The 17948-nt window shown below is 74.2% G+C and carries 15 protein-coding genes and 3 pseudogenes; 10 read left to right on the top strand and 8 right to left on the bottom strand.

The features are described from left to right. Positions 1-461: 461 nt before the first annotated feature. From AC069R_RS18365 to AC069R_RS18375, 3 genes are all read right to left on the bottom strand, one after another. Entirely contained in the window at positions 462-1091 is a 630-nt protein-coding gene (locus AC069R_RS18365; protein ID WP_478767824.1) for a sigma-70 family RNA polymerase sigma factor, read from the bottom strand. Between the two features lie 176 nt (positions 1092-1267). Then, complete coding sequence (locus AC069R_RS18370; RefSeq protein ID WP_478767825.1) at positions 1268-2080, bottom strand: hypothetical protein; 813 nt, start codon at positions 2078-2080, stop codon at positions 1268-1270. Between the two features lie 309 nt (positions 2081-2389). Next, positions 2390-3013, bottom strand: coding sequence for a TetR/AcrR family transcriptional regulator (locus tag AC069R_RS18375; protein ID WP_478767826.1), 624 nt, complete (start codon positions 3011-3013; stop codon positions 2390-2392). Between the two features lie 223 nt (positions 3014-3236). Here AC069R_RS18375 and AC069R_RS18380 point away from each other — a divergent pair, with 223 nt between their 5' ends. From AC069R_RS18380 to AC069R_RS18390, 3 genes and pseudogenes are all read left to right on the top strand, one after another. Continuing rightward, a complete protein-coding gene (locus tag AC069R_RS18380) occupies positions 3237-4727 on the top strand; it encodes an APC family permease (protein ID WP_478767827.1) in 1491 nt (496 codons plus the stop codon). A 26-nt stretch (positions 4728-4753) separates the two neighbouring features. Further along, entirely contained in the window at positions 4754-6328 is a 1575-nt protein-coding gene (locus tag AC069R_RS18385) for an amidohydrolase (RefSeq protein WP_478767828.1), read from the top strand. A gap of 95 nt (positions 6329-6423) precedes the next feature. Further along, positions 6424-6518: pseudogene (locus AC069R_RS18390) on the top strand. Between the two features lie 13 nt (positions 6519-6531). On the opposite strand, the gene AC069R_RS18395 reads toward AC069R_RS18390, so the two are convergent. Beyond that, on the bottom strand, positions 6532-7410 hold the full coding sequence (locus AC069R_RS18395) for a universal stress protein (protein ID WP_478767829.1): 879 nt from the start codon (positions 7408-7410) through the stop codon (positions 6532-6534). A 357-nt stretch (positions 7411-7767) separates the two neighbouring features. On the opposite strand from AC069R_RS18395, the gene AC069R_RS18400 reads away from it, so the two are divergent. Further along, on the top strand, positions 7768-8403 hold the full coding sequence (locus tag AC069R_RS18400; RefSeq protein ID WP_478767830.1) for a CBS domain-containing protein: 636 nt from the start codon (positions 7768-7770) through the stop codon (positions 8401-8403). 235 nt (positions 8404-8638) lie between these two features. On the opposite strand, the gene AC069R_RS18405 is transcribed toward AC069R_RS18400, so the two are convergent. Both AC069R_RS18405 and AC069R_RS18410 read right to left on the bottom strand, forming a co-directional pair. Beyond that, positions 8639-9331 carry a helix-turn-helix domain-containing protein gene (locus AC069R_RS18405; RefSeq protein WP_478767831.1) on the bottom strand — a complete coding sequence of 231 codons (693 nt, stop codon included), beginning with the start codon at positions 9329-9331 and terminating at the stop codon, positions 8639-8641. A gap of 359 nt (positions 9332-9690) precedes the next feature. Further along, the gene (locus AC069R_RS18410; RefSeq protein WP_478767832.1) at positions 9691-10077 is read right to left on the bottom strand and encodes a VOC family protein; all 387 of its coding nucleotides are present in this window, start codon (positions 10075-10077) and stop codon (positions 9691-9693) included. A gap of 419 nt (positions 10078-10496) precedes the next feature. On the opposite strand from AC069R_RS18410, the pseudogene AC069R_RS18415 reads away from it, so the two are divergent. The 4 genes and pseudogenes from AC069R_RS18415 to AC069R_RS18430 form a co-directional block, all read left to right on the top strand. Next, positions 10497-11003 (top strand): annotated as a pseudogene (locus AC069R_RS18415) (MFS transporter); the annotation flags it as partial. A gap of 267 nt (positions 11004-11270) precedes the next feature. Continuing rightward, positions 11271-11365 (top strand): annotated as a pseudogene (locus AC069R_RS18420). A 98-nt stretch (positions 11366-11463) separates the two neighbouring features. Continuing rightward, on the top strand, positions 11464-11856 hold the full coding sequence (locus AC069R_RS18425; RefSeq protein ID WP_478767833.1) for a VOC family protein: 393 nt from the start codon (positions 11464-11466) through the stop codon (positions 11854-11856). 143 nt (positions 11857-11999) lie between these two features. Continuing rightward, a complete protein-coding gene (locus AC069R_RS18430; protein ID WP_478767834.1) occupies positions 12000-12350 on the top strand; it encodes an ArsR/SmtB family transcription factor in 351 nt (116 codons plus the stop codon). A gap of 61 nt (positions 12351-12411) precedes the next feature. Here the strand turns inward: AC069R_RS18430 and bla are convergent, their stop codons facing one another. Next, a complete protein-coding gene (gene bla, locus AC069R_RS18435) occupies positions 12412-13323 on the bottom strand; it encodes a class A beta-lactamase (RefSeq protein ID WP_478767835.1) in 912 nt (303 codons plus the stop codon). Between the two features lie 126 nt (positions 13324-13449). Between bla and AC069R_RS18440 the strand changes: the two genes are divergently transcribed. Next, a complete protein-coding gene (locus tag AC069R_RS18440) occupies positions 13450-14421 on the top strand; it encodes a LysR family transcriptional regulator (protein ID WP_478767836.1) in 972 nt (323 codons plus the stop codon). Beyond that, on the top strand, positions 14418-15365 hold the full coding sequence (locus tag AC069R_RS18445) for a serine hydrolase (RefSeq protein WP_478767837.1): 948 nt from the start codon (positions 14418-14420) through the stop codon (positions 15363-15365). The genes AC069R_RS18440 and AC069R_RS18445 overlap by 4 nt, the downstream gene beginning before the upstream one ends. Positions 15366-15698: 333 nt before the next feature. Here the strand turns inward: AC069R_RS18445 and katG are convergent, their stop codons facing one another. Then, on the bottom strand, positions 15699-17927 hold the full coding sequence (gene katG, locus AC069R_RS18450; protein WP_478767838.1) for a catalase/peroxidase HPI: 2229 nt from the start codon (positions 17925-17927) through the stop codon (positions 15699-15701). Positions 17928-17948: the final 21 nt, after the last annotated feature.

The raw sequence follows: 17948 nt of genomic DNA on the forward strand, positions 1-17948 counted from the left end.
CGTCGGTGGTGGAGCCATCAACCCTCCCCCTCCCCCCCCCCCCCCCCCCCCCCCCCCCCCCCCCCCCCCCCCCCCCCCGGCCCCCCCCCCCCCCCCCCCCCCCCCCGCGGCCCGGCGGCTCCTGGACGACTTCGACAGCACGTACACCCGCCTGCTGGAAGCGCTCGACACCGCGTGGGGCGAAGGTGACCGCCACAGCCTGCGGACCGCGGTGCGGCGCATGCGCCAACTGGAGACCCCGGCCGTCGATCTCATGGAACTGCCGGTCCCCGGCACCGAGTCGGCCTACGGTCCGCAGTTCCGCCCGCACGGTTGACGACCGGCGGCGCGGGGTCGCGCGCCGGGGCGCCGACGGCCCGGAAGGCCGCCCGCGTCAGCGGTGGAGCACGCCCGCCGCTCCGGGTGGTGGCCGACGTACCGTCGTACCGTCCAGCCGCCGGTTGGCAGCGGCGGGCGTGCCGTCAGGCGCTGACCGGCTCGGCCTCGCGGACCGGTCCCCCGGCGTGGGCCGGCCCCGGATCGCGGACCGGTTCGGCCGCCTCCAGTGCTCCGGCGAGGCTCAGCCGGGCGCGGGCGACCCTGGAGCGGACCGTGCCGACCGGGCAGCTGCTGGCGGCGGCGGCCTCGGCGTACGGCAGCCCGAGCAGCTGGGTGAGGACGAACGCCTCACGCCGGTCGTCCGGCAGGGAGTCGACGAGGTCCATGAGGGCGACGCCCTCCTCGAAACCGGGTAGGCCCAGCGGCTGACTGTGCTCGGCGGCGGTCTGCCAGTCGCCGGTGTCCGTCAGCCGGGGCCGGGCGGACGCGTGCCGCAGGCTGTCCACCACCGCCCGGCGGGCGATGGTCAGCAGCCACGTCCGGGCCGAGGAGCGTCCCTCGAACCGGTGCAGGCTGCCCAGGGCGCGCAGGAACGTGTCCTGGGTGAGGTCGTCGGCCTTCTGCGGATCGCCGGCCAGGTGGGCCACGTAACGGCGCACATCGCGCTGGAGCGCGCGGACGAACCGGTCGACCGCGTCGCCGTCGCCGCCCGCGGCGGCCAGCGCCCATGCGGTGACCGTCTCGTCGGTCACGGTGGGCAGGGCAGGACTCATTGCCCGTGGTCCTTTCGCTGGACCCGTGCGGTGAAGCCGGCGAAAGGGCATGCCGGTGCCGTCGGGGAGCGGGCACGGCGGAGCCGCCGACCGCGCACGGGTGGGAGAGATCCGCCCGTGCGGACACACGAGCGGGGAGCCCGCCGCGCGTACGTCACGGGGCGGGGAGCCGGCTGTCAGACGACAGCGATCTCTCCGGGCGGACCTCGGGTGGTGAGGGTGTGGGCGAGCAACAGGCGCCGCGGGCATCGCGTGCGCCGCCGCCGGGGCCGTGGGCGGGGCGGGCGCGGGGACGGCAGCAGGACGGCCAGGACGAGCCGCAGCGGCACGAAGGCCCGGTCCGCCACCGCCCGCAGCACGCGGAACGCCGCCCGTTCACCCTGGGCGAGCCACAGTCCGCACAGCAGGGCGGCCATCAGGTGGGCGGCCAGCATGCCCCAGGAAGCCGTTCCGGTCATGCCGCCCATGCCCGCCATGTGGTGCATGCCGGCCATACCGCTCATGCCTGTCATGCCCGCCACGTCGCCCATGCCGGCCATGGAGTGACCGGAGTGGCCCATGGCGGCCATGCCGGGTGCCGACGGCGGGTCCGTCATGCGCGTCAGTCCGGAGCGCACCGCCAGGTGATAGGCGTGCGCGGCGGAACCGGTGTCCGGATCGGCCCCGCACAGCAGGAAGCGCGCCCACCATCTGGCGGTGGCGGCGTCATCCGGTACGGCCGCGCCCGGCTGCCGGGCGGCCTGAGCGAGCGTGAAGCACAGGTGCAGGCATGCCTGCACGCCGACGGTCAGCGCGACCACGCCGGTCCGGCCGCGCTCGGCGCCACCGAGCGTCCAGCCGAGGGCCCCCACCGCCGTCGCCGAGGCGAGCAGCGCCCACCACGGCACCGGGGAGCCCGACATCAGCACGTGGCCGATGGCTGCGAGCACCACGCAGACGGCCGCGAACATCGCGGCCCGCACGGCGCGGAACAGCCCACAGACAGACATGACGCCCCATCTTGGCATCCGGTGACCGGACCTCGACGAGCGGGATACGCACCACGCAGCATCCGTGCCCGGCCCCGCTCGTGCAAGGCGCCCCGCCGACATCGGGGCCTCGGCGGGGCGCTCGGTCGGGGGCATCACCACGGTGCCGGGTCCGGCGGCGCGGGCGTGCTGGCCCAGGCGATTCCGGGTCGCGTGCCGACGGCGCGGGGCTTCCGGCCCTTGCCATTCCGGGCCGCTACCGGCGGTATTGGCGGTGCCGCCCAGCCGCCGGTGCCGCTCGTGCCGCTCGTGCCGCCGGTGCCGACAAACTCACGGCTTCCCGGATCCGCCCGTCCCGCGCAGCGTCCGGGCGTGGTTCAGGACGGCGCTCAGGCCCACCTCGAAGGCGCGGTCGGCCCGGTGGTCGCCCGCGGCGGCGAGGGCCGCGGCGAGATGGGGCGTCGCGGCGCGGTCCGGGAGTTCCCACATCGTCTCGGGCGCGGCGAGGTCGAGGGCCGAGCCCAGCACCAGGTTTTCCAGCGCGGTGATCAGCGCCATGATCCCGGCGGACTCGAACCCGGCGTCCAGCAGCCGGGTGACCGCCCGTTCGTACTGGTCCAGGACGCGGGGCGCGCGCACCGGCGAGGTCATCAGGAGCGGGATGGCGCGGGGGTGCGCGGCGAAGGCGGCGCGGTAGGAGCGGGCCCAGGCCTCGACGGCCGCGTCCCAGGGTTCGAGGTCGAGGGTGGCCGTCTCGATCGCGGAGGCGACGCGTTCGCGCAGCAGTTCCACGATGCCGTCCCGGCCGTCCACGTGGTGGTAGACCGACCCGGTCTGCACGCCGAGCCGCCTGGCTATCTGCGGGACGCTGAAGTCACCGCTCTCGTCGATGAGCTGGAGCGCGGTGCTGGTGATGCGCTCGCGGTCGAGGAGCGGGGTGCGCGGCCGTCCCATGATCGGTGTTCTCCCTGAGGTCTTCCCGGATGCCCAACGGCAGGTTACATTGCGGAAACCGAAAGCCTTTAGGTTTACGGCTCCGGGCGCCCGCCATCCCTTCCGCGCGCCCGCATGGCCGTACGACCGACAGCGCCGCGCGGGCCCGTCCCTCCGGGCCGCCGCGGTCGCGCCCGCCCGTCTCCGGGACCCCCTCCCCTCCGCCGCCAGAAGGGCCTCCCGTATGTCCGTCAGCACCTCCGAACTGCCCGAGGAGAAGGCGCCGTCCGCCGCGGCCGCCCTCCGTACCGGTTCCCTCGGCACGGCCGACATCGCCTTCTTCGTCGTCTCCGCCGCCGCGCCCCTGACCGTCATGGCCGGGGTCGCGCCGCTCGCGATCCTGCTGGGCGGCATCGGCGCCCCGGTCGGCTATCTCCTCGCCGGGCTGACCCTCGCCGTCTTCGCCGTCGGCTTCACCACCATGAGCCGCCATGTCACGGGCGGCGGCGCCTTCTACGCCTTCATCGCCCGCGGTCTGGGCCGCCCGGCCGGGATCGGTGCCGCCCTGCTCGCGCTGCTCGGCTACAACGGCATGGAGATCGGCGTCTACGGCCTGCTCGCCTCCGCCTCCCGCGACACCCTGCACGCCCTGTCCGGCGCCGACATCCCCTGGCTGCCCGTCTCGCTGGCCGGGCTGCTGCTCATCGGCTACGGCGGCTTCCGCTCGATCGACTTCGGCGCCAAGCTGCTCGGCGTCCTGCTGGTCGCGGAGACGGGGATACTCGTCCTGCTGGCCGGCGGGGTGCTGCTGAAGGGCGGCGCACACGGGCTGTCCCTGGCCTCCCTCGCCCCCTCCCATGTGCTCGTGCCCGGCACGGCCGCCGTACTCGCCTTCGCGTTCGCCGCGTTCACCGGTTTCGAGTCGACCGTCATCTACCGCCGCGAGGCCCGCGACCCGGCGCGCACCGTGCCCCGCGCCACCTATCTGGCCGTCGGATTCCTCGGCCTGTTCTACGCGTTCGTGGTGTGGATCGCCGTCCAGGCGTTCGGCGACGACCAGGTGGTGCGGGCCGCCGGGAAAGACCCGACCGGGCTGTTCTTCACCGCGATCACCACGTACGTGGGCGGCTGGGCGGCGGATCTGATGCACGTCTTCATCGTCACCAGCGTCATCGCCTCCCTCCTCGCCTTCCACAACGCCATCAACCGCTACGCGCTCGCGCTGGCCGAGGAGGGCGTGCTGCCCCGCCGGCTCGGCCGCATCCACCCGCGCCACCGCTCCCCGTACGCCGCCGGGATCGCCCAGACCGTGCTCGGCGCGGTCGTCGTCCTCGCCTTCTGGGCCGCGCACGCCGACCCCTACCAGCAGTTGCTGCTGTGGGTGAACACCCCCGGAATGATCGGCCTGATGCTGCTCCAGCTGCTCGCCGCGATCGCCGTGCCCTGCTACTTCCGGCGGGTGCGGCACAGCGAGGGCAGCCTGCGCACGGTGGTGGCACCGGTCCTCGCCACGGTGCTGCTCGCGACCGCGACCGTCCTGGTGGTGGGGCACATCGGCCTGTTCACCGGCGCCTCCCCGGCCGTGAACACCCTGCTGGTGCTCGCGGCACCGGTCGCCTTCCTGCTCGGGCTGCCCTTCGCGTGGTGGCTGCGCCGCAACCGGCCGCAGGTGTACGAGTCCTTCGCCGCGGAGCCCGCAGCGCCCCCGGCGCCCATCACCCCGTCCGCCGAATGACCCCCGACCGCGAAGGAGTTCACGACATGCCCGCCGCCGATCTCGTCCTCACCGGTGCCCAGGTGCGCACCCTCGACCCCGGACGTCCCACCGCCACGGCGGTCGCCGTACGCGAGGGGGTGATCACCGCCGTCGGCGAGGCGGCCGACGTACGGTACTGGCGCGGCCCCGGCACCGAGGTGGTGGAGCTGGGCGGGGCGCATCTGGTGCCCGGCCTGGTCGACTCCCACAGCCACCCGGTGTGGGGCCTGGAGATGGCGACCGGCGTGGACCTGTCGGGCGTGCGCGATCTGGCCGGGCTGCGCGCCGAGTTGGCGGGGGCCGGGCGGATCGGGGGCTGGGTGCTCGGGTACGGCCTGGACCACAACGTCTTCGAGGGCCGCCCGATCCACCACGACCTGGTGGCGGGCGTCCTCGGCGACGCCCCCGCCTTCCTGCGCCTGTACGACGGCCACTCCGCCCTCGCCAGCGCCGCCGCCCTGACCGCCGCCGGGGTGTCCGGGCCGCGCTCCTTCGACCAGCGGGCCCAGGTGGTGTGCGACGCCGGGGGCCGGCCCACCGGGCATCTGGTCGAGCATGCCGCGATGGACCTGGTGACGGCCGTCGCACCGCGCCCCTCGGACGCCGAACGCCGGGCCCGGCTCGGCGAGTTGCTGTCCGCGATGGCCGCCACGGGGCTCACCGGCGCCCATGTGATGGACGGCGGGGACCTGGAGCTGGTGGCGGCGGTGGCGCGGGAGGCGGTGCTGCCGGTGCGGCTGCGGTTCGCGCCCTGGTGCATGCCGGGCGCGGACGCACAGGCGCTGCGCGAGCTGATCGCGCTCCAGGGGCGGGGCGGGCGGCACTGGGTGGTCGGCGGGGTGAAGTTCTTCATGGACGGCACCGTGGAGGGCGGCACGGCGTGGCTGGAGCATCCCGACTGCCACGGACAGGGCAGGGACGCGTTCTGGCCGGCCCCGGACGCCTACGCCGAAGCCGTCCGCACCCTGCACGCGGCCGGGGTGCGCACCGCCACCCACGCCATCGGGGACGCCGCCGTACGCCACGTACTGGACACCGTGGCCGCGCTCGGGCCGGGCGGGCGCGGGGCACACCGGGTCGAGCACATCGAGACGGCTCCGGACGAACTCCTGCCCCGTTTCGCCGCGTTGGGCGTGGCGGCCTCGATGCAGCCGCCGCACACCGGGTACACGCGGGACGACGGCAGCGACGAGTGGTCCCGCCGCCTGGGCGGTGAACGGGCCGCGCGCGCCTGGCGGTTGCGTGATCTGCGGGAGGCGGGCGCCATCGTGGCGCTCGGCTCGGACTGGCCCATCGCGCACTACGACGCCCGTGCCGTGCTGGCGACCGCCCGCCGCCCCAAGGGCGCCGCCGCGCACCGCGCGGGCCTCACACCGTTGCAGGCGTTGGAGGGCTGCACGAGCCACGCGGCCGCGGCGGCGGGCGAGTCGGGGGTGGCCGGCCGTATCGCACCCGGTTTCCGCGCCGACCTGACCGCGCTGGGCGTGGACCCCGTGAGCGCGTCCGCCGACGAACTCGCCGACGCGCCGGTGGCGTTGACGGTGACGGGCGGGCACGTGGTGCACCGGGCCATCTGCTAGCGGGAGTTCGGGGTCAGCCGGGTGTCAGTCCCCGGTCAGCGTCTCCTGGCACTGTTGTTCCTGTGAGCGGGACGGGAAACCGGAACCGGTCACAGGGAGAGGTGCCCGGAGTGGTTGATCGGGGACCAGCGAGCACGGCTCACGGTCGGGCCCTTCGGGGCCCGCGCAGGTTCGAATCCTGCCCTCTCCGCCTGTCGGTCCGCTCAGTTGTGCGGCACGACCGCGACCGGGCACTCCGCGTGCTGGACGACCGCGTGGGCGACATGCCCGAGGCGTTCGCCGAGCCTGCCGCCGCTGATCCGGCGGCCCACCACGACGAGTCCGGCCCCGTCCGTGGCCCGCACGAGTTCGTCGCCCGCCCGGCCCTCGGTGACGGTGGTGGCGACGGACACGTCCGGGTATTTCTCGTGCCAGGGCCGCAGAAGCGCGATGACGGCGTGCTCGGCGGCGGTCGCGCCCTCGGGACCGGCGCCGCCGTCCGGCTCGTGGACATGGCATACGCGCAGCTCGGTGTGGCGGCGCCGGGCGGCCTCGAAGGCGAACCCGACCGGCTCGTCGCAGGGGCTGTCGACGTCCAGGCCGAGCAGGACGGCGCGGTACGGGATGCTCGGGATCTCGTCCGGCGCGAGTCCGGGAGCGGTCGGCAGATGCTCGTCGGCGGCGCTGCGGCCGGCCCGCACCAGGACCACCGGGCAGGGGGCGCGGCCCGCGACGCGCAGCGAGACCGAGCCGACGAGGACCCCGGCGGCCCGGCTGAGCCCGAGGGTGCCCACCACCAGCGTGTCCGTCCCGGCGGCCACGGACAGCAGCGCGGGCACGGGCGAGTCGGCGATCAGCCGTCCGGTCACGGCCAGCGTCGGGTGCGCCGCCCGCACGCTGTCGACCGCCTCCCGCAGCACGCGCTCCGCCCAGCCGCGTTCCGTGCTGTCCCGCGTCGCCAGCGGGGCGGGCCGCACGTTCGCGACCCACGCGTGCGCCACGAGCAGTTCGGCGCCCCGGCGCACCGCCTCCTGTGCCGCCCAGTGAGCGGCGGCGACGCTCTGCGGGGACCCGTCGACTCCCGCCGCGATATGACCAGCCATGACGTGTCCCTCCGGATCCGACCCGACGCTTCCCGCCGTCCACCGAGGCTCTCCCGTACGACAAGCGTGCCTCGTCGAGGTGAGTCGCGCCCGTGGGCCGGGCGGGTCGCCGCGGGGCCGGGTGCCCCCGGAGAAGCGGCCCGGCAGCCGTTCCGGCGGTACCGGAAGGGGCGCGTGGACAGGACCAAAGGTCCCGTTCACGGGGGCGCCCGGCCCTCGGCCGGAGGCGAAGGAGGCGGCACGCTGGTGGTACCGGCTCGAAACGGACGGCGGGGGCGCGCGGCCGGGGCGTCGAGCGGGCCCGGTGAGGAGCGAGCCGGCCGGCGAAGGGCCGCCCACCCCAGAAGGAGGAGAGCCGTGCCGCACAGCACGATCGGCGAGGTGATGACCGGCGATGTCGTCACCGCGTCGGAGACGACATCGTCCACGGCCGTGGCCAGGTTGCTGGACCGGTACGGGATCGGCGGGCTGCCGGTGATCGACCACGACGACAAGGTGCTCGGCGTCGTCTCTGCCTCCGACCTGCTGCGTCACCGGGCCGCCCGGCAGCCGCGGGCCCCCGGCGAGCCGGTACGGGAGCCGCCGGCGCGCGAGCTGATGTCGGCGCCCGCCGTCACCGTCCATCCCGAGCAGCGGGTCCCGGACGCGGCCCGGCTGATGGAGCGGCGCGGCGTGCGGCGGCTGCCCGTGGTGGACGAGGAGGACCGGCTGATCGGCATCGTCACCCGCCGCGACCTGCTCCGGGTCTTTCTGCGCGCGGACGACGAGATCCGCCGTCAGGTGTCCGAGGAGATCGTGTCGGGCGAGCTGGGCCTGCCGCCGGAGGCCGTCACCGTGTCCGTGCGCGACGGCATCGTCACCCTGGCGGGCGGCGCGGAACTGCGCGGCGCCATCGCCCGCGCCGGCTTCGCCGCCTGGCGGCTGGACGGGGTCGTCGGCGTGGTCAACCTGGTACCGACGGTGACGCCCGAGGGCATGGCGCGACCGGGGTGACGGGGGCGCCGCCGGGTCCGGCGACACTGGTAACGCGGGCCTCGGCGGCACCCGGTATCCCGTACGCCGGCACCCCCTGCATCCCCGCACCCCCTACGTCCGCGCCCCCGTGCCCCGTACGGCCAGGGCCCCGTACCCCGGTAGGTCCGTGCCCCCGTAACCTCTGCACCCCCGCAAGCTGTCCCCCGTACCTCCGCACCCCCGCAGGTCCGTCGGCGCCGCGCCCCGCCCGCCCTCACCCCGCTTCGATACGACGCCCCGTGTACGCGGCGGGCTCGATCCGCACCCACAGATCGCGGTCGCCGCCGGCCCACGGGGTGCTGTAGGCCCGCTCGGTCAGCCGCTCCGCCTCGCCGGGGTCGCTCACGGCGCGGGCGGTCCCCCGCACCAGCACGCTCCATCCCTCGCTCAACGCGTCGTCCACCCGGTCCACCTCGAAGGCCACCTCATGGTCGAGCCCCCGCGTGATCACCGATTCCGCGCGGGTCCGGAACACGATCGCGCCGTCCACCACGCTGTAGTTCACCGGGAGGACCACGGGCGCGCCCTCGGTGCTGAGGGAGAACCTGCCGACGCCGTGGGTCGACAGCAGTTCCCTGCACTCCTGTTCGCCGAGTTCGCCCAGCCGGGGGTTGCGGGCGGCCTGCCCCAGTCCGGCGGGCAGCCCGGAGTATCCGCCGCCGAGTTCCTGGGGGCTGGTGCGCAGCGCCCCGGCGAGCCGCAGCAGGGTGCCGGAGTCGGGCGCGGCGGTGCTGTGCTGCTCCAGATGGGCGACGTACGCCTCGGCCATGCCGGCGCGCTCGGCCACCTCTTCCCGGCTCAGTCCGAGTTCCGCGCGGCGCCGCTGGAGCCGGCGCCCGAGGTCGCCCCGCGCGGGGCGGTCCTCCGGTTCCGGTGCGCGGTGCCCGGATGGGGGGCGTTCTGCCATGCTCGCTCACTCCTCGCGGGGATCCCGGACCGCCGGTGTGCACGGTGTCCGCCCCTCGGGCAGCGTCCTGGCCCCCAGGTCGGCTTCTTCGCCCGGCGGGCAGCCGGGGGCCCGGACTCGTACCACGTCTACCACCGCGGCACCCCGGCTACCACTCGGGTGCGCCGGGGCATCCGGGGGAGGCCGTGTCCGGCCTCCCCCCACTGGAGGCCGGACACGGTGCCGCGCATTTGGAAACCCTAGGGGCGCCCCGCCCCGCCCGCCTTGGGCCGAACGGCCCTGCCCAGCGGCCCTGCCGGGCGGCCCTGCCCAGTTGCCCTGCCGGGCGGCGGGCCGCCGGTGGGTCCGGCGGGCGCCGGCTATGGGCGGACGTACGGCCTGGTCATGATCTCCATGTTGTGGCCGTCCGGGTCGTCGAAGTAGACGCCGCAACCGCCGAACAGGTGGTTGACCCGGCCGGGTTCGGTGTGGGCGGGGTCCGCGTAGTAGGTGACGCCGACCGCTTCCAGGCGGGCGAGCATCGACGCGAACTCCTCGTCGGGGACGAGGAACGCGTAGTGCTGCGACTGGATCGGTTCGTCGCGCTTCTCGTAGTAGTCGAGCGTGACGCCGTTGCCGAGGTCGACGGGGAGGAAGGGGCCGAACGGGGCGCCGACCCGCAGCCCCAGTATCGCGGCGAGGAATTCGGCGGACAGGTACCGGTCGCTGGCGTAGACGGCGGTGTGGTTCAACTGGACGCTGTGCATGGGAATTTCTGTGTCTCCGGGATCGTCGGTACGGGCGCCCGTGCTGGGGGCGCCGGGCGGGAACTCCCGGAGAAGGCGGGGCTCTTGCCCGCCGCGCGCTCACGCCAGGGCCGGAAACCCTGCCCGTGCTTGGCCCTTGGCCGATCCGGCGATCACCTGACCGACCTTAGCGGTGATCAGGAGCCTGGGGCAAAGCCGTACGGGTTTCGGGCGGCGCTCGGGTAGCCTCGGGGCCATGCCGAGTCCTGAGTCGGACAGGGTGGGGGCTTTCGGTCACGCCGTCAGCCCCCGAAGCCACTGAGCCCACCCCCGTCGCGCCGCGCCTTCGCGCGCCACGGCCGGACGGGTGCGCCCCTGGGCGCTGACCGCGGTGACGAGATGACCGTCTCGTGCTTCTCCTCACCCCGGAGTCACTCTCGATGCCTCTCGCGCTGTATCCGCTCGCTCTCGCCGTCTTCGCCATGGGCACCTCGGAGTTCATGCTCGCCGGTCTCGTGCCGGACATCGCCTCGGACCTCGGCGTCACCGTCGGGACGGCGGGCCTGCTCAGCTCCGCCTTCGCCCTCGGGATGGTCGTCGGCGCCCCGCTGCTGGCGGCCCTCGCCCGCGACCGGTCCGGCCGCGGTGCCCTGCTCGGTTTCGTCCTCCTCTTCGCGATGGCCCACGCGGTGGGCGCCGCCGCCACCGGTTTCCCCCTGCTGTGCGCGACCCGCGTGCCGGCGGCGCTCGCGAACGCGGGGTTCCTCGCCGTGGCGCTGACGACCGCCGCCGCGCTGGTTCCGCCCGACCGCAAGGGCCGCGCGCTCGCGGTGCTGCTGTCGGGCACCACGATCGCCGGCGTCCCGGCGGGATCGGTGCCGGGGACGCTGTTCGGCTGGCGGGCCGCGTTCTGGGCCCTCGGCTGGGCGAGCTGTGGATCTCCCTCACCCTGGTGCTGTTCGGCGCCGGCTCCCTCGCCGGTGTCGCCATCGCCGGACGCCTGTCCGACCGGCGCCCCGGCCTCGTCCTCACGCTGGGCGGTCCCCTGCTGCTGACCGGCTGGCCCGCCCTGGCCCTGCTGATCGCGCTCCCGCTGCGCGCCGTGCCGCACGCCCCCTACGGGTGTCCGGGGTCAGCCGTACGTCAGGTCCCGGTCAGCGTCTCCTGGCACTGTTGTTCCTGTGAGCGGGACGGGAAACCGGAACCGGTCACAGGGAGAGGTGCCCGGAGTGGTTGATCGGGGACCAGCGAGCACGGCTCACGGTCGGGCCCTTCGGGGCCCGCGCAGGTTCGAATCCTGCCCTCTCCGCCTGTCGGACGGCTGACTACACTGGACGGTGGCATCGCGTGCCGGTCACCGTCCGGGTGAGGCATGGAGGTGCCGGGATTTGCCTCTGGAGGCATTCCTTGTCGGTCGAGTTGAACCACACCATCGTCCACGCGCGGGACAACCGGGAATCCGCCCGCTTCTTCACCGAGATCGTAGGCCTGGACATCACCGGGGAGTGGGGCCCGTTCGTGGCCGTCGCCCTGGGCAATGGCGTCACGCTGGACTTCGCCACCATCCCCGAGGACAAGATCACCCCGCAGCACTACGCGTTTCTGGTCTCCGAGAAGGAGTTCGACGCCGCGTACGCCCGCATCACCGAACGCGGCATAGAGCACTACGCCGATCCGCACCAGAAGCACCCCGGCACCATCAACCACAACGATGGCGGCAAGGGCGTGTACTTCATGGATCCGGTCGGGCACGCCATGGAACTGCTCACCGTCCCCTACGGCGGCTGGCCGAGCGCGTAAGCAGCCGGGGGTCCGGGGCCGATTGGGTCCCCGCGGGGCCTCCGGGTGAGGATGGACCCCATGGTGTGGACGTATGGGGCGATGGGACGGGCCGAGACCGGGCCGCAGGGGGCGGGTCGCCGGGCCGGTGAAGGGACGGTCCGGTGAGCAAGCCGCTGTATCAGCTGAAGGCCGAGTTCTTCAAGACGCTCGGCCATCCGGCCCGTATCCGCGTGCTGGAACTGCTCAGCGAACGCGAGCACGCGGTCGCCGAGATGCTGCCCGAGGTGGGCATCGAGCCCGCCCACCTCTCGCAGCAGTTGGCGGTGCTGCGCCGCGCCAATCTGGTCAAGACCCGCAAGGAAGGCTCGAACGTCTACTACTCCCTGACCAGCCCGCACGTGGCCGAGCTGTTGCGGGTGGCGCGGACGATCCTGTCCGGAGTCCTCGCGGAACAGGCCGGGCTGCTCGCCGACCTCCAGGCCGCACAGGGCGAACCGCCCCCGCGCACCTGACCCCGGCGGGCCCGGTCCCCGTCCCGGTGGCACCGGTCCCGGCGGCCCGGCGCGGCCGGGCTCACTCGCCGGGTGCCACCGTCCGTGCCGCGATGCGGGCCGCCTCCGCGATGAGGGCCTCGTCGACCGGGGCGTCCTTGTCGTTCGCGCCCTCCTTGGTCGACAGGACGGCCAGCACCACGGGGGTGCGCCGGGTGGTCCAGGCGACGCCGAGGTCGTTGGCGCTCGCGTAGTCGCCGGTCCCGGTCTTGTCGGCGATGGTCCAGCCCGCGGGCAGCCCGGCGCGGAACCGTGCGGCGCTGGTGGTGTTGCCCTTCAGCCAGCCGACGAACCGCTCGCGGTCGGGCGCGGCCAGGGCATGGCCGAGGGCCAGCCGCTCGACGCCGGCGGCGAGGGCCTCGGGGGTCGAGGTGTCGCGCGGGTCGCCGGGGACCGCCGTGTTCAGTTCGGGCTCCCACCGGTCGAGCCGGCTCACCTCGTCGCCGAGCGAGCGGAAGAACCGGGTGAGGCCAGCCGGCCCGTCCAGCTGCCGCAGCAGCAGATTGCCGGCCGCGTTGTCGCTGTACTGGATCGCCGCCGCGCACACGTCGGCCACGGTCATGCCGGTGGCCTGATGCTCCTGCGTGCGAGGCGAGTTGGGCAGGAGGTCGTGCGGCGGATAGTGGATCACCTTGTCCATCGGCGCGCAGCGCGCCTCGTCGCGCAGCACGGCGGCCGCCGCGAACGCCTTGAACACCGAGCACATCGCGAACCGCTCCCCCGCCCGGTGGGCGAGCACCCGACCGGTGCGCACATTGCGCGCGTACACGCCGAGCCGGGCGCCGTAGCGCCGCTCCAGATCGGCCAGCTCGCCGGGGTCCGGGGCGGCCGGGGCGGCCGCGGCGCGTCCGGTGGACGCCATGGCGGCGGCGGAGGTGAGCGCGATGCCTGCCTTCAGCAGGCCACGACGCGCGAGTGGTCCGGAAGCGGTCATGGTGAAGTCCTCCCAGGTCATGCCCCATCGGGCGGGGCGATCCGTGGGAACAGCGAAACACCGGGGACGCGATCATGTCCAAGAGTGAATTGTGCGACTCCCATGCCTTATTGATATGACTGCTGGATGGATCTGCTGGCGCATCTGGAGGCGTACGTGGCGACCGCCGACGAGGCGAGCTTCTCCCGTGCGGCCGAACGGCTGGGTATCGCCCAGCCGTTGCTCAGCCGCCGGATCAAGACGCTGGAGGGCCACTTCGGCGGTCCGCTGTTCGACCGTTCCCGGCGGCAGGTCACCACCACCGAACTGGGCGTACTGCTCCTCCCCTACGCCCGTGACGTCCTGGACCGCGCCGAGCGGCTACGACAGGCCGCCCACGCGGCCCGGCAGGCGCGGGTGCGCCCCGTCGGCGTGCCCGCGGACTGCGCCCCGGCCGCCCTGGCCCGTGCGCTGCACGCCGGCACCGAGCACGGGATCACCCTCGGCATGCGCGAACTGCCGCCGCTGGAGCGCGAGTCGGGCCTGAGCGACGGATCGCTCGCCTACGCGCTCCTGCGCGTCGTACCGGAACACGCCGCCTTCCGGGTGCCGTTGGGCCTGGCGTCCGCCCCGGCCGGCAAGGAGGCGCCGCGCGCCCTCCACCTCGAACAGCTGCGGCCACGCCGCCGCCGTACCAACGGACCGCCCGCTTCCCCACCGCTCCCGATCCTCGTCCTCGCGGAGGACCAAGTCCCGTGCTTCGAAGGCCGGTTCGCCCGAGCCGTCGCGCGCGCCGGGCTGCCCGAGGGGCTGATCAGGCCGGCCGGGCCGGCGGCCGACGCGCTCACCGAGACCCTGGCCGGGCGCGCCCTGCTGCTGTGCACCGAGTCGTACGCCCGCCGGTACGACGCCCGCTGGGCACCGCTGGGCGACACGGCTCTGCACCGCGGGTACGACGTGAGCGCGCCACCCGGCCCGCGCGGCACGCCGGACGTACCGGAGTGGCTGACGCGAATGCTGGCCACGGCGGTCGGGGCGGTCGGCGTGGCACGGCACGGTGACACCGGTGACCTCCGGGCCGCCGGTGACGCCCCCTCACGGCTGGCGGCCCGCGGATGAGCCCGGCGGAGACCGGCGGCGCCCGGAACCGGCCCGTCTGCGTCGGCGACGACGGTGCCCTGCTGGACGTCGCCGAGGCGGTCGCGGCGGACTGGGCGGCGCTCGGCGTGCGCGGCTCCTTCCTCGCCCTGCACCTGGACACCGGTGCCCGACTCGGCTTCGGCATCGAGGAGCCGGTGCCCCTCGCGTCCGTCGCGAAGGTCCCGCTCGCGCTGGTCGTGCTGGACCGGATCGCGGCGGGAGAGCTGGACGCGGCGCGGCCGGTGACCGTCGACCCGGCCCGCAGCAGCGTCGGCTCCACCGGTCTCGCGGCGTTCCGGCACCCGGCCACCGTGGCCGTCGGCGATCTGCTGCTGATGGCGCTGTCGGTGAGCGACAACGCCGCCGCGGACGCGCTGTTCGACCTGGTGCCGGTGGCGGAAGTGGACGCGCGGCTGCGCGCGTGGGGGTGCGACGGCATCCGGATACGGCACCGGATGAACCACATGTACGAGTGCGCGGCCGGTGCCGCCGGCGACGACTTCTCGCTCGCGCTGGAGCTGGCCGTGCGGGACGAGAGGGCGGGCCTGCCGACCCTGGAGGCCCTGGACCCGGCGCACGCCAGCACCGGCTCGGCCGCGGCGCTCGTCGGCCTGCTGCGGCGGGTGTGGTGCGACGAGATCGCCGTACCCGAGGCAACGGCCGAGCTGCGGCGGCTGATGGGCTTCCAGGTCTTCACCCAGCGGCTGGCGTGCGAGCTGCGCGCGGACACACTGCGGTGGAGCGGGAAGACGGGCACGTTCCTGCATCTGCGGCACGAGATCGGTGTGGTGGAAGCGGAGTCGGGCGACCGGGTGGCCATGGCCGCTCTGACCCGCGCGGGACGACGCGCCGCGCTCGCCGCCGACATCGAACTGGCGATGGGCACGGCGGCCCGCGACGCCTTCGAGGCGCTGCGCCGCTGAGGGCAGCACCGTGGCCTTCCGCCGGGCCAGGACAGCAGGCGCTGTCCCGGAGCGGGCGGCGCGGCCCGCCATAAAGGGCATTCGGGGCACGCTCTTCCTCGCCGGCGGCATCCCGGTGACCGCCGAGGCCGCACCGGTCGCATGCATCGGCGCCCCGGCCGACCCCTACAAGGACTCGGGGGAAAAGTACCCGCGGACGGGCGCGGCGGCGCTGGACCGCTGACGCGCGCCGGGCCGTCGTACCCGCTTCTGCGGCCGGGCAAGGCTCTACGGCCGGGCACGGCGATGTCCGGGCCGCCCGGTCGGGGGCGGGCCCGGACATCTTGTCGTGGATCAGGCGAGGTCGAACCGGTCCAGGTTCATGACCTTGTCCCACGCGGCGACGAAGTCCCGCACGAACTTCTCCTTCGCGTCGTCGCTGGCGTAGACCTCGGCGAGGGCGCGCAGTTCGGAGTTGGAGCCGAAGACCAGGTCGGCACGGCTGCCGGCCCACTTCAGCTCGCCCGTCGCGGCGTCCCGGCCCTCGAAGGTGGTCTGGTCCTCGGAGGTCGACTTCCAGGTCGTGCCCATGTCGAGCAGGTTGACGAAGAAGTCGTTGGTGAGGACGCCCGGCGTCTTGGTGAGGACGCCGAGCTGCTGGGACTGGGCGTGGTTGGCGCCGAGCACCCGCAGGCCGCCGATGAGGACGGTCATCTCGGGGGCGCTGAGGGTGAGCAGGTTGGCGCGGTCGAGCAGCAGGTACTCGGCCGGCAGCCGGTTGCCCTTGCCGAGGTAGTTGCGGAAGCCGTCCGCGGTCGGCTCCAGGGCCTCGAAGGACTCGGTGTCGGTGTGCTCCTCACCGGCGTCCACCCGGCCCGGCGTGAACGGCACCCGGACCTCGAAGCCGCCCTCCTTGGCCGCCTTCTCGACCGCGGCGACACCGCCGAGGACGATCAGGTCGGCCAGCGAGACCTTCTTGGCGCCGGAGGAGGCGTTGAAGTCCCGCTGGATGCCCTCCAGGGTGCGCAGCACCTGGGCCAGCTCGTCGGGCTGGTTGACCTCCCAGCCCCGCTGCGGGGCGAGGCGGATGCGGGCGCCGTTGGCGCCGCCGCGCTTGTCGCTGCCGCGGAAAGTGGACGCGGAGGCCCACGCGGTGGTGACCAGCCGGCCGACGCCGAGCCCGGAGTCGAGCAGCTTGGTCTTGAGGGCCGCGATGTCCGCGTCGTCGATCAGCTCGCCCTCGCGCTCCGGCAGCGGGTCCTGCCAGATCAGGGTCTCCTCGGGGACCTCGGGGCCGAGGTACAGGGACTTCGGGCCCATGTCGCGGTGGGTGAGCTTGTACCAGGCGCGGGCGAAGGCGTCGGCGAACTCCTGCGGGTTCTCGTGGAAGCGGCGGGAGATCGGCTCGTAGATCGGGTCGAAGCGCAGGGAGAGGTCCGTGGTGAGCATCGTGGGCAGACGCTTCTTGGACGGGTCCTGCGGGTCGGGGATCGTGGGCTCGGCGTCCTTGGCGACCCACTGCTTGGCGCCGGCCGGGGACTCGGTCAGCTCCCACTCGTAGCCGAACAGGTTGTCGAAGAAGCCGTTGCTCCAGCGGGTCGGGGTGGAGGTCCAGGTGACCTCCAGGCCGGAACCGATGGCGTCCCTGCCCTTGCCGGTGCCGTAGGTGCTCCGCCAGCCCAGGCCCTGCTCCTCCAGACCGGCCGCCTCGGGGTCGAGGCCGACGTGGTCGGCGGGGCCGGCGCCATGGGTCTTGCCGAAGGTGTGGCCACCGGCGATCAGTGCGACGGTCTCCTCGTCGTTCATCGCCATACGGCGGAACGTCTCGCGGATGTCGCGGGCCGCGGCCAGCGGGTCCGGGTTGCCGTTGGGGCCTTCCGGGTTGACGTAGATCAGGCCCATCTGGACGGCGCCGAGCGGGCTCTCCAGTTCGCGGTCGCCGCTGTAGCGGCGGTCGTCGAGCCAGGTGGTCTCGGGGCCCCAGTAGACGTCCTCCTCCGGCTCCCAGACGTCCGTGCGGCCGCCGCCGAAGCCGAAGGTCTCGAAGCCCATGGACTCCAGCGCCACATTGCCGGCGAGGACCATCAGGTCGCCCCAGGAGATCTTCTGGCCGTACTTCTTCTTCACCGGCCACAGCAGGCGGCGGGCCTTGTCCAGGTTGACGTTGTCGGGCCAGCTGTTCAGCGGGGCGAAGCGCTGCTGGCCGTGGCCGGCGCCGCCGCGGCCGTCGCTGATGCGGTAGGTGCCGGCCGAGTGCCAGGCCATGCGGATGATCAGACCGCCGTAGTGGCCGAAGTCGGCGGGCCACCAGTCCTGGGAGGTGGTGAGCACCTCCTCGATGTCCCGCTTCACCGCCGGGAGGTCGAGGCTCTGGAAAGCGGCGGCATAGTCGAATTCCTCGCCCAGCGGGTTGGCCGCGGGCGGGTTCTTGGCGAGGATCTTCAGATTGAGCCGCTCCGGCCACCACTGGTGGTTACCGCCGCCCTGGGTCGGGTGCAGGGCCCGGTCGTGAGCGACGGGGCAGCCGCCGCTCCCCTCCTCCGACTTCGCGTCTGTGACGATCGCGTCGTGGTTGTCAGTCATGGCAATCCTTCCGAACTAAGC

The sequence above is a fragment of the Streptomyces sp. NPDC043952 genome (assembly GCF_056435325.1).

Bases quoted from the DNA above. Each gene is read 5' to 3' on its own strand.
- AC069R_RS18405 (WP_478767831.1), bottom strand. From the start codon at position 9,331: ATGGCAGAACGCCCCCCATCCGGGCACCGCGCACCGGAACCGGAGGAC.
- AC069R_RS18410 (WP_478767832.1), bottom strand. From the start codon at position 10,077: ATGCACAGCGTCCAGTTGAACCACACCGCCGTCTACGCCAGCGACCGG.
- AC069R_RS18370 (WP_478767825.1), bottom strand. From the start codon at position 2,080: ATGTCTGTCTGTGGGCTGTTCCGCGCCGTGCGGGCCGCGATGTTCGCG.
- bla (WP_478767835.1), bottom strand. From the start codon at position 13,323: ATGACCGCTTCCGGACCACTCGCGCGTCGTGGCCTGCTGAAGGCAGGC.
- AC069R_RS18395 (WP_478767829.1), bottom strand. From the start codon at position 7,410: ATGGCTGGTCATATCGCGGCGGGAGTCGACGGGTCCCCGCAGAGCGTC.
- AC069R_RS18380 (WP_478767827.1), top strand. From the start codon at position 3,237: ATGTCCGTCAGCACCTCCGAACTGCCCGAGGAGAAGGCGCCGTCCGCC.
- AC069R_RS18385 (WP_478767828.1), top strand. From the start codon at position 4,754: ATGCCCGCCGCCGATCTCGTCCTCACCGGTGCCCAGGTGCGCACCCTC.
- AC069R_RS18440 (WP_478767836.1), top strand. From the start codon at position 13,450: ATGGATCTGCTGGCGCATCTGGAGGCGTACGTGGCGACCGCCGACGAG.
- AC069R_RS18365 (WP_478767824.1), bottom strand. From the start codon at position 1,091: ATGAGTCCTGCCCTGCCCACCGTGACCGACGAGACGGTCACCGCATGG.
- AC069R_RS18375 (WP_478767826.1), bottom strand. From the start codon at position 3,013: ATGGGACGGCCGCGCACCCCGCTCCTCGACCGCGAGCGCATCACCAGC.
- AC069R_RS18445 (WP_478767837.1), top strand. From the start codon at position 14,418: ATGAGCCCGGCGGAGACCGGCGGCGCCCGGAACCGGCCCGTCTGCGTC.
- katG (WP_478767838.1), bottom strand. From the start codon at position 17,927: ATGACTGACAACCACGACGCGATCGTCACAGACGCGAAGTCGGAGGAG.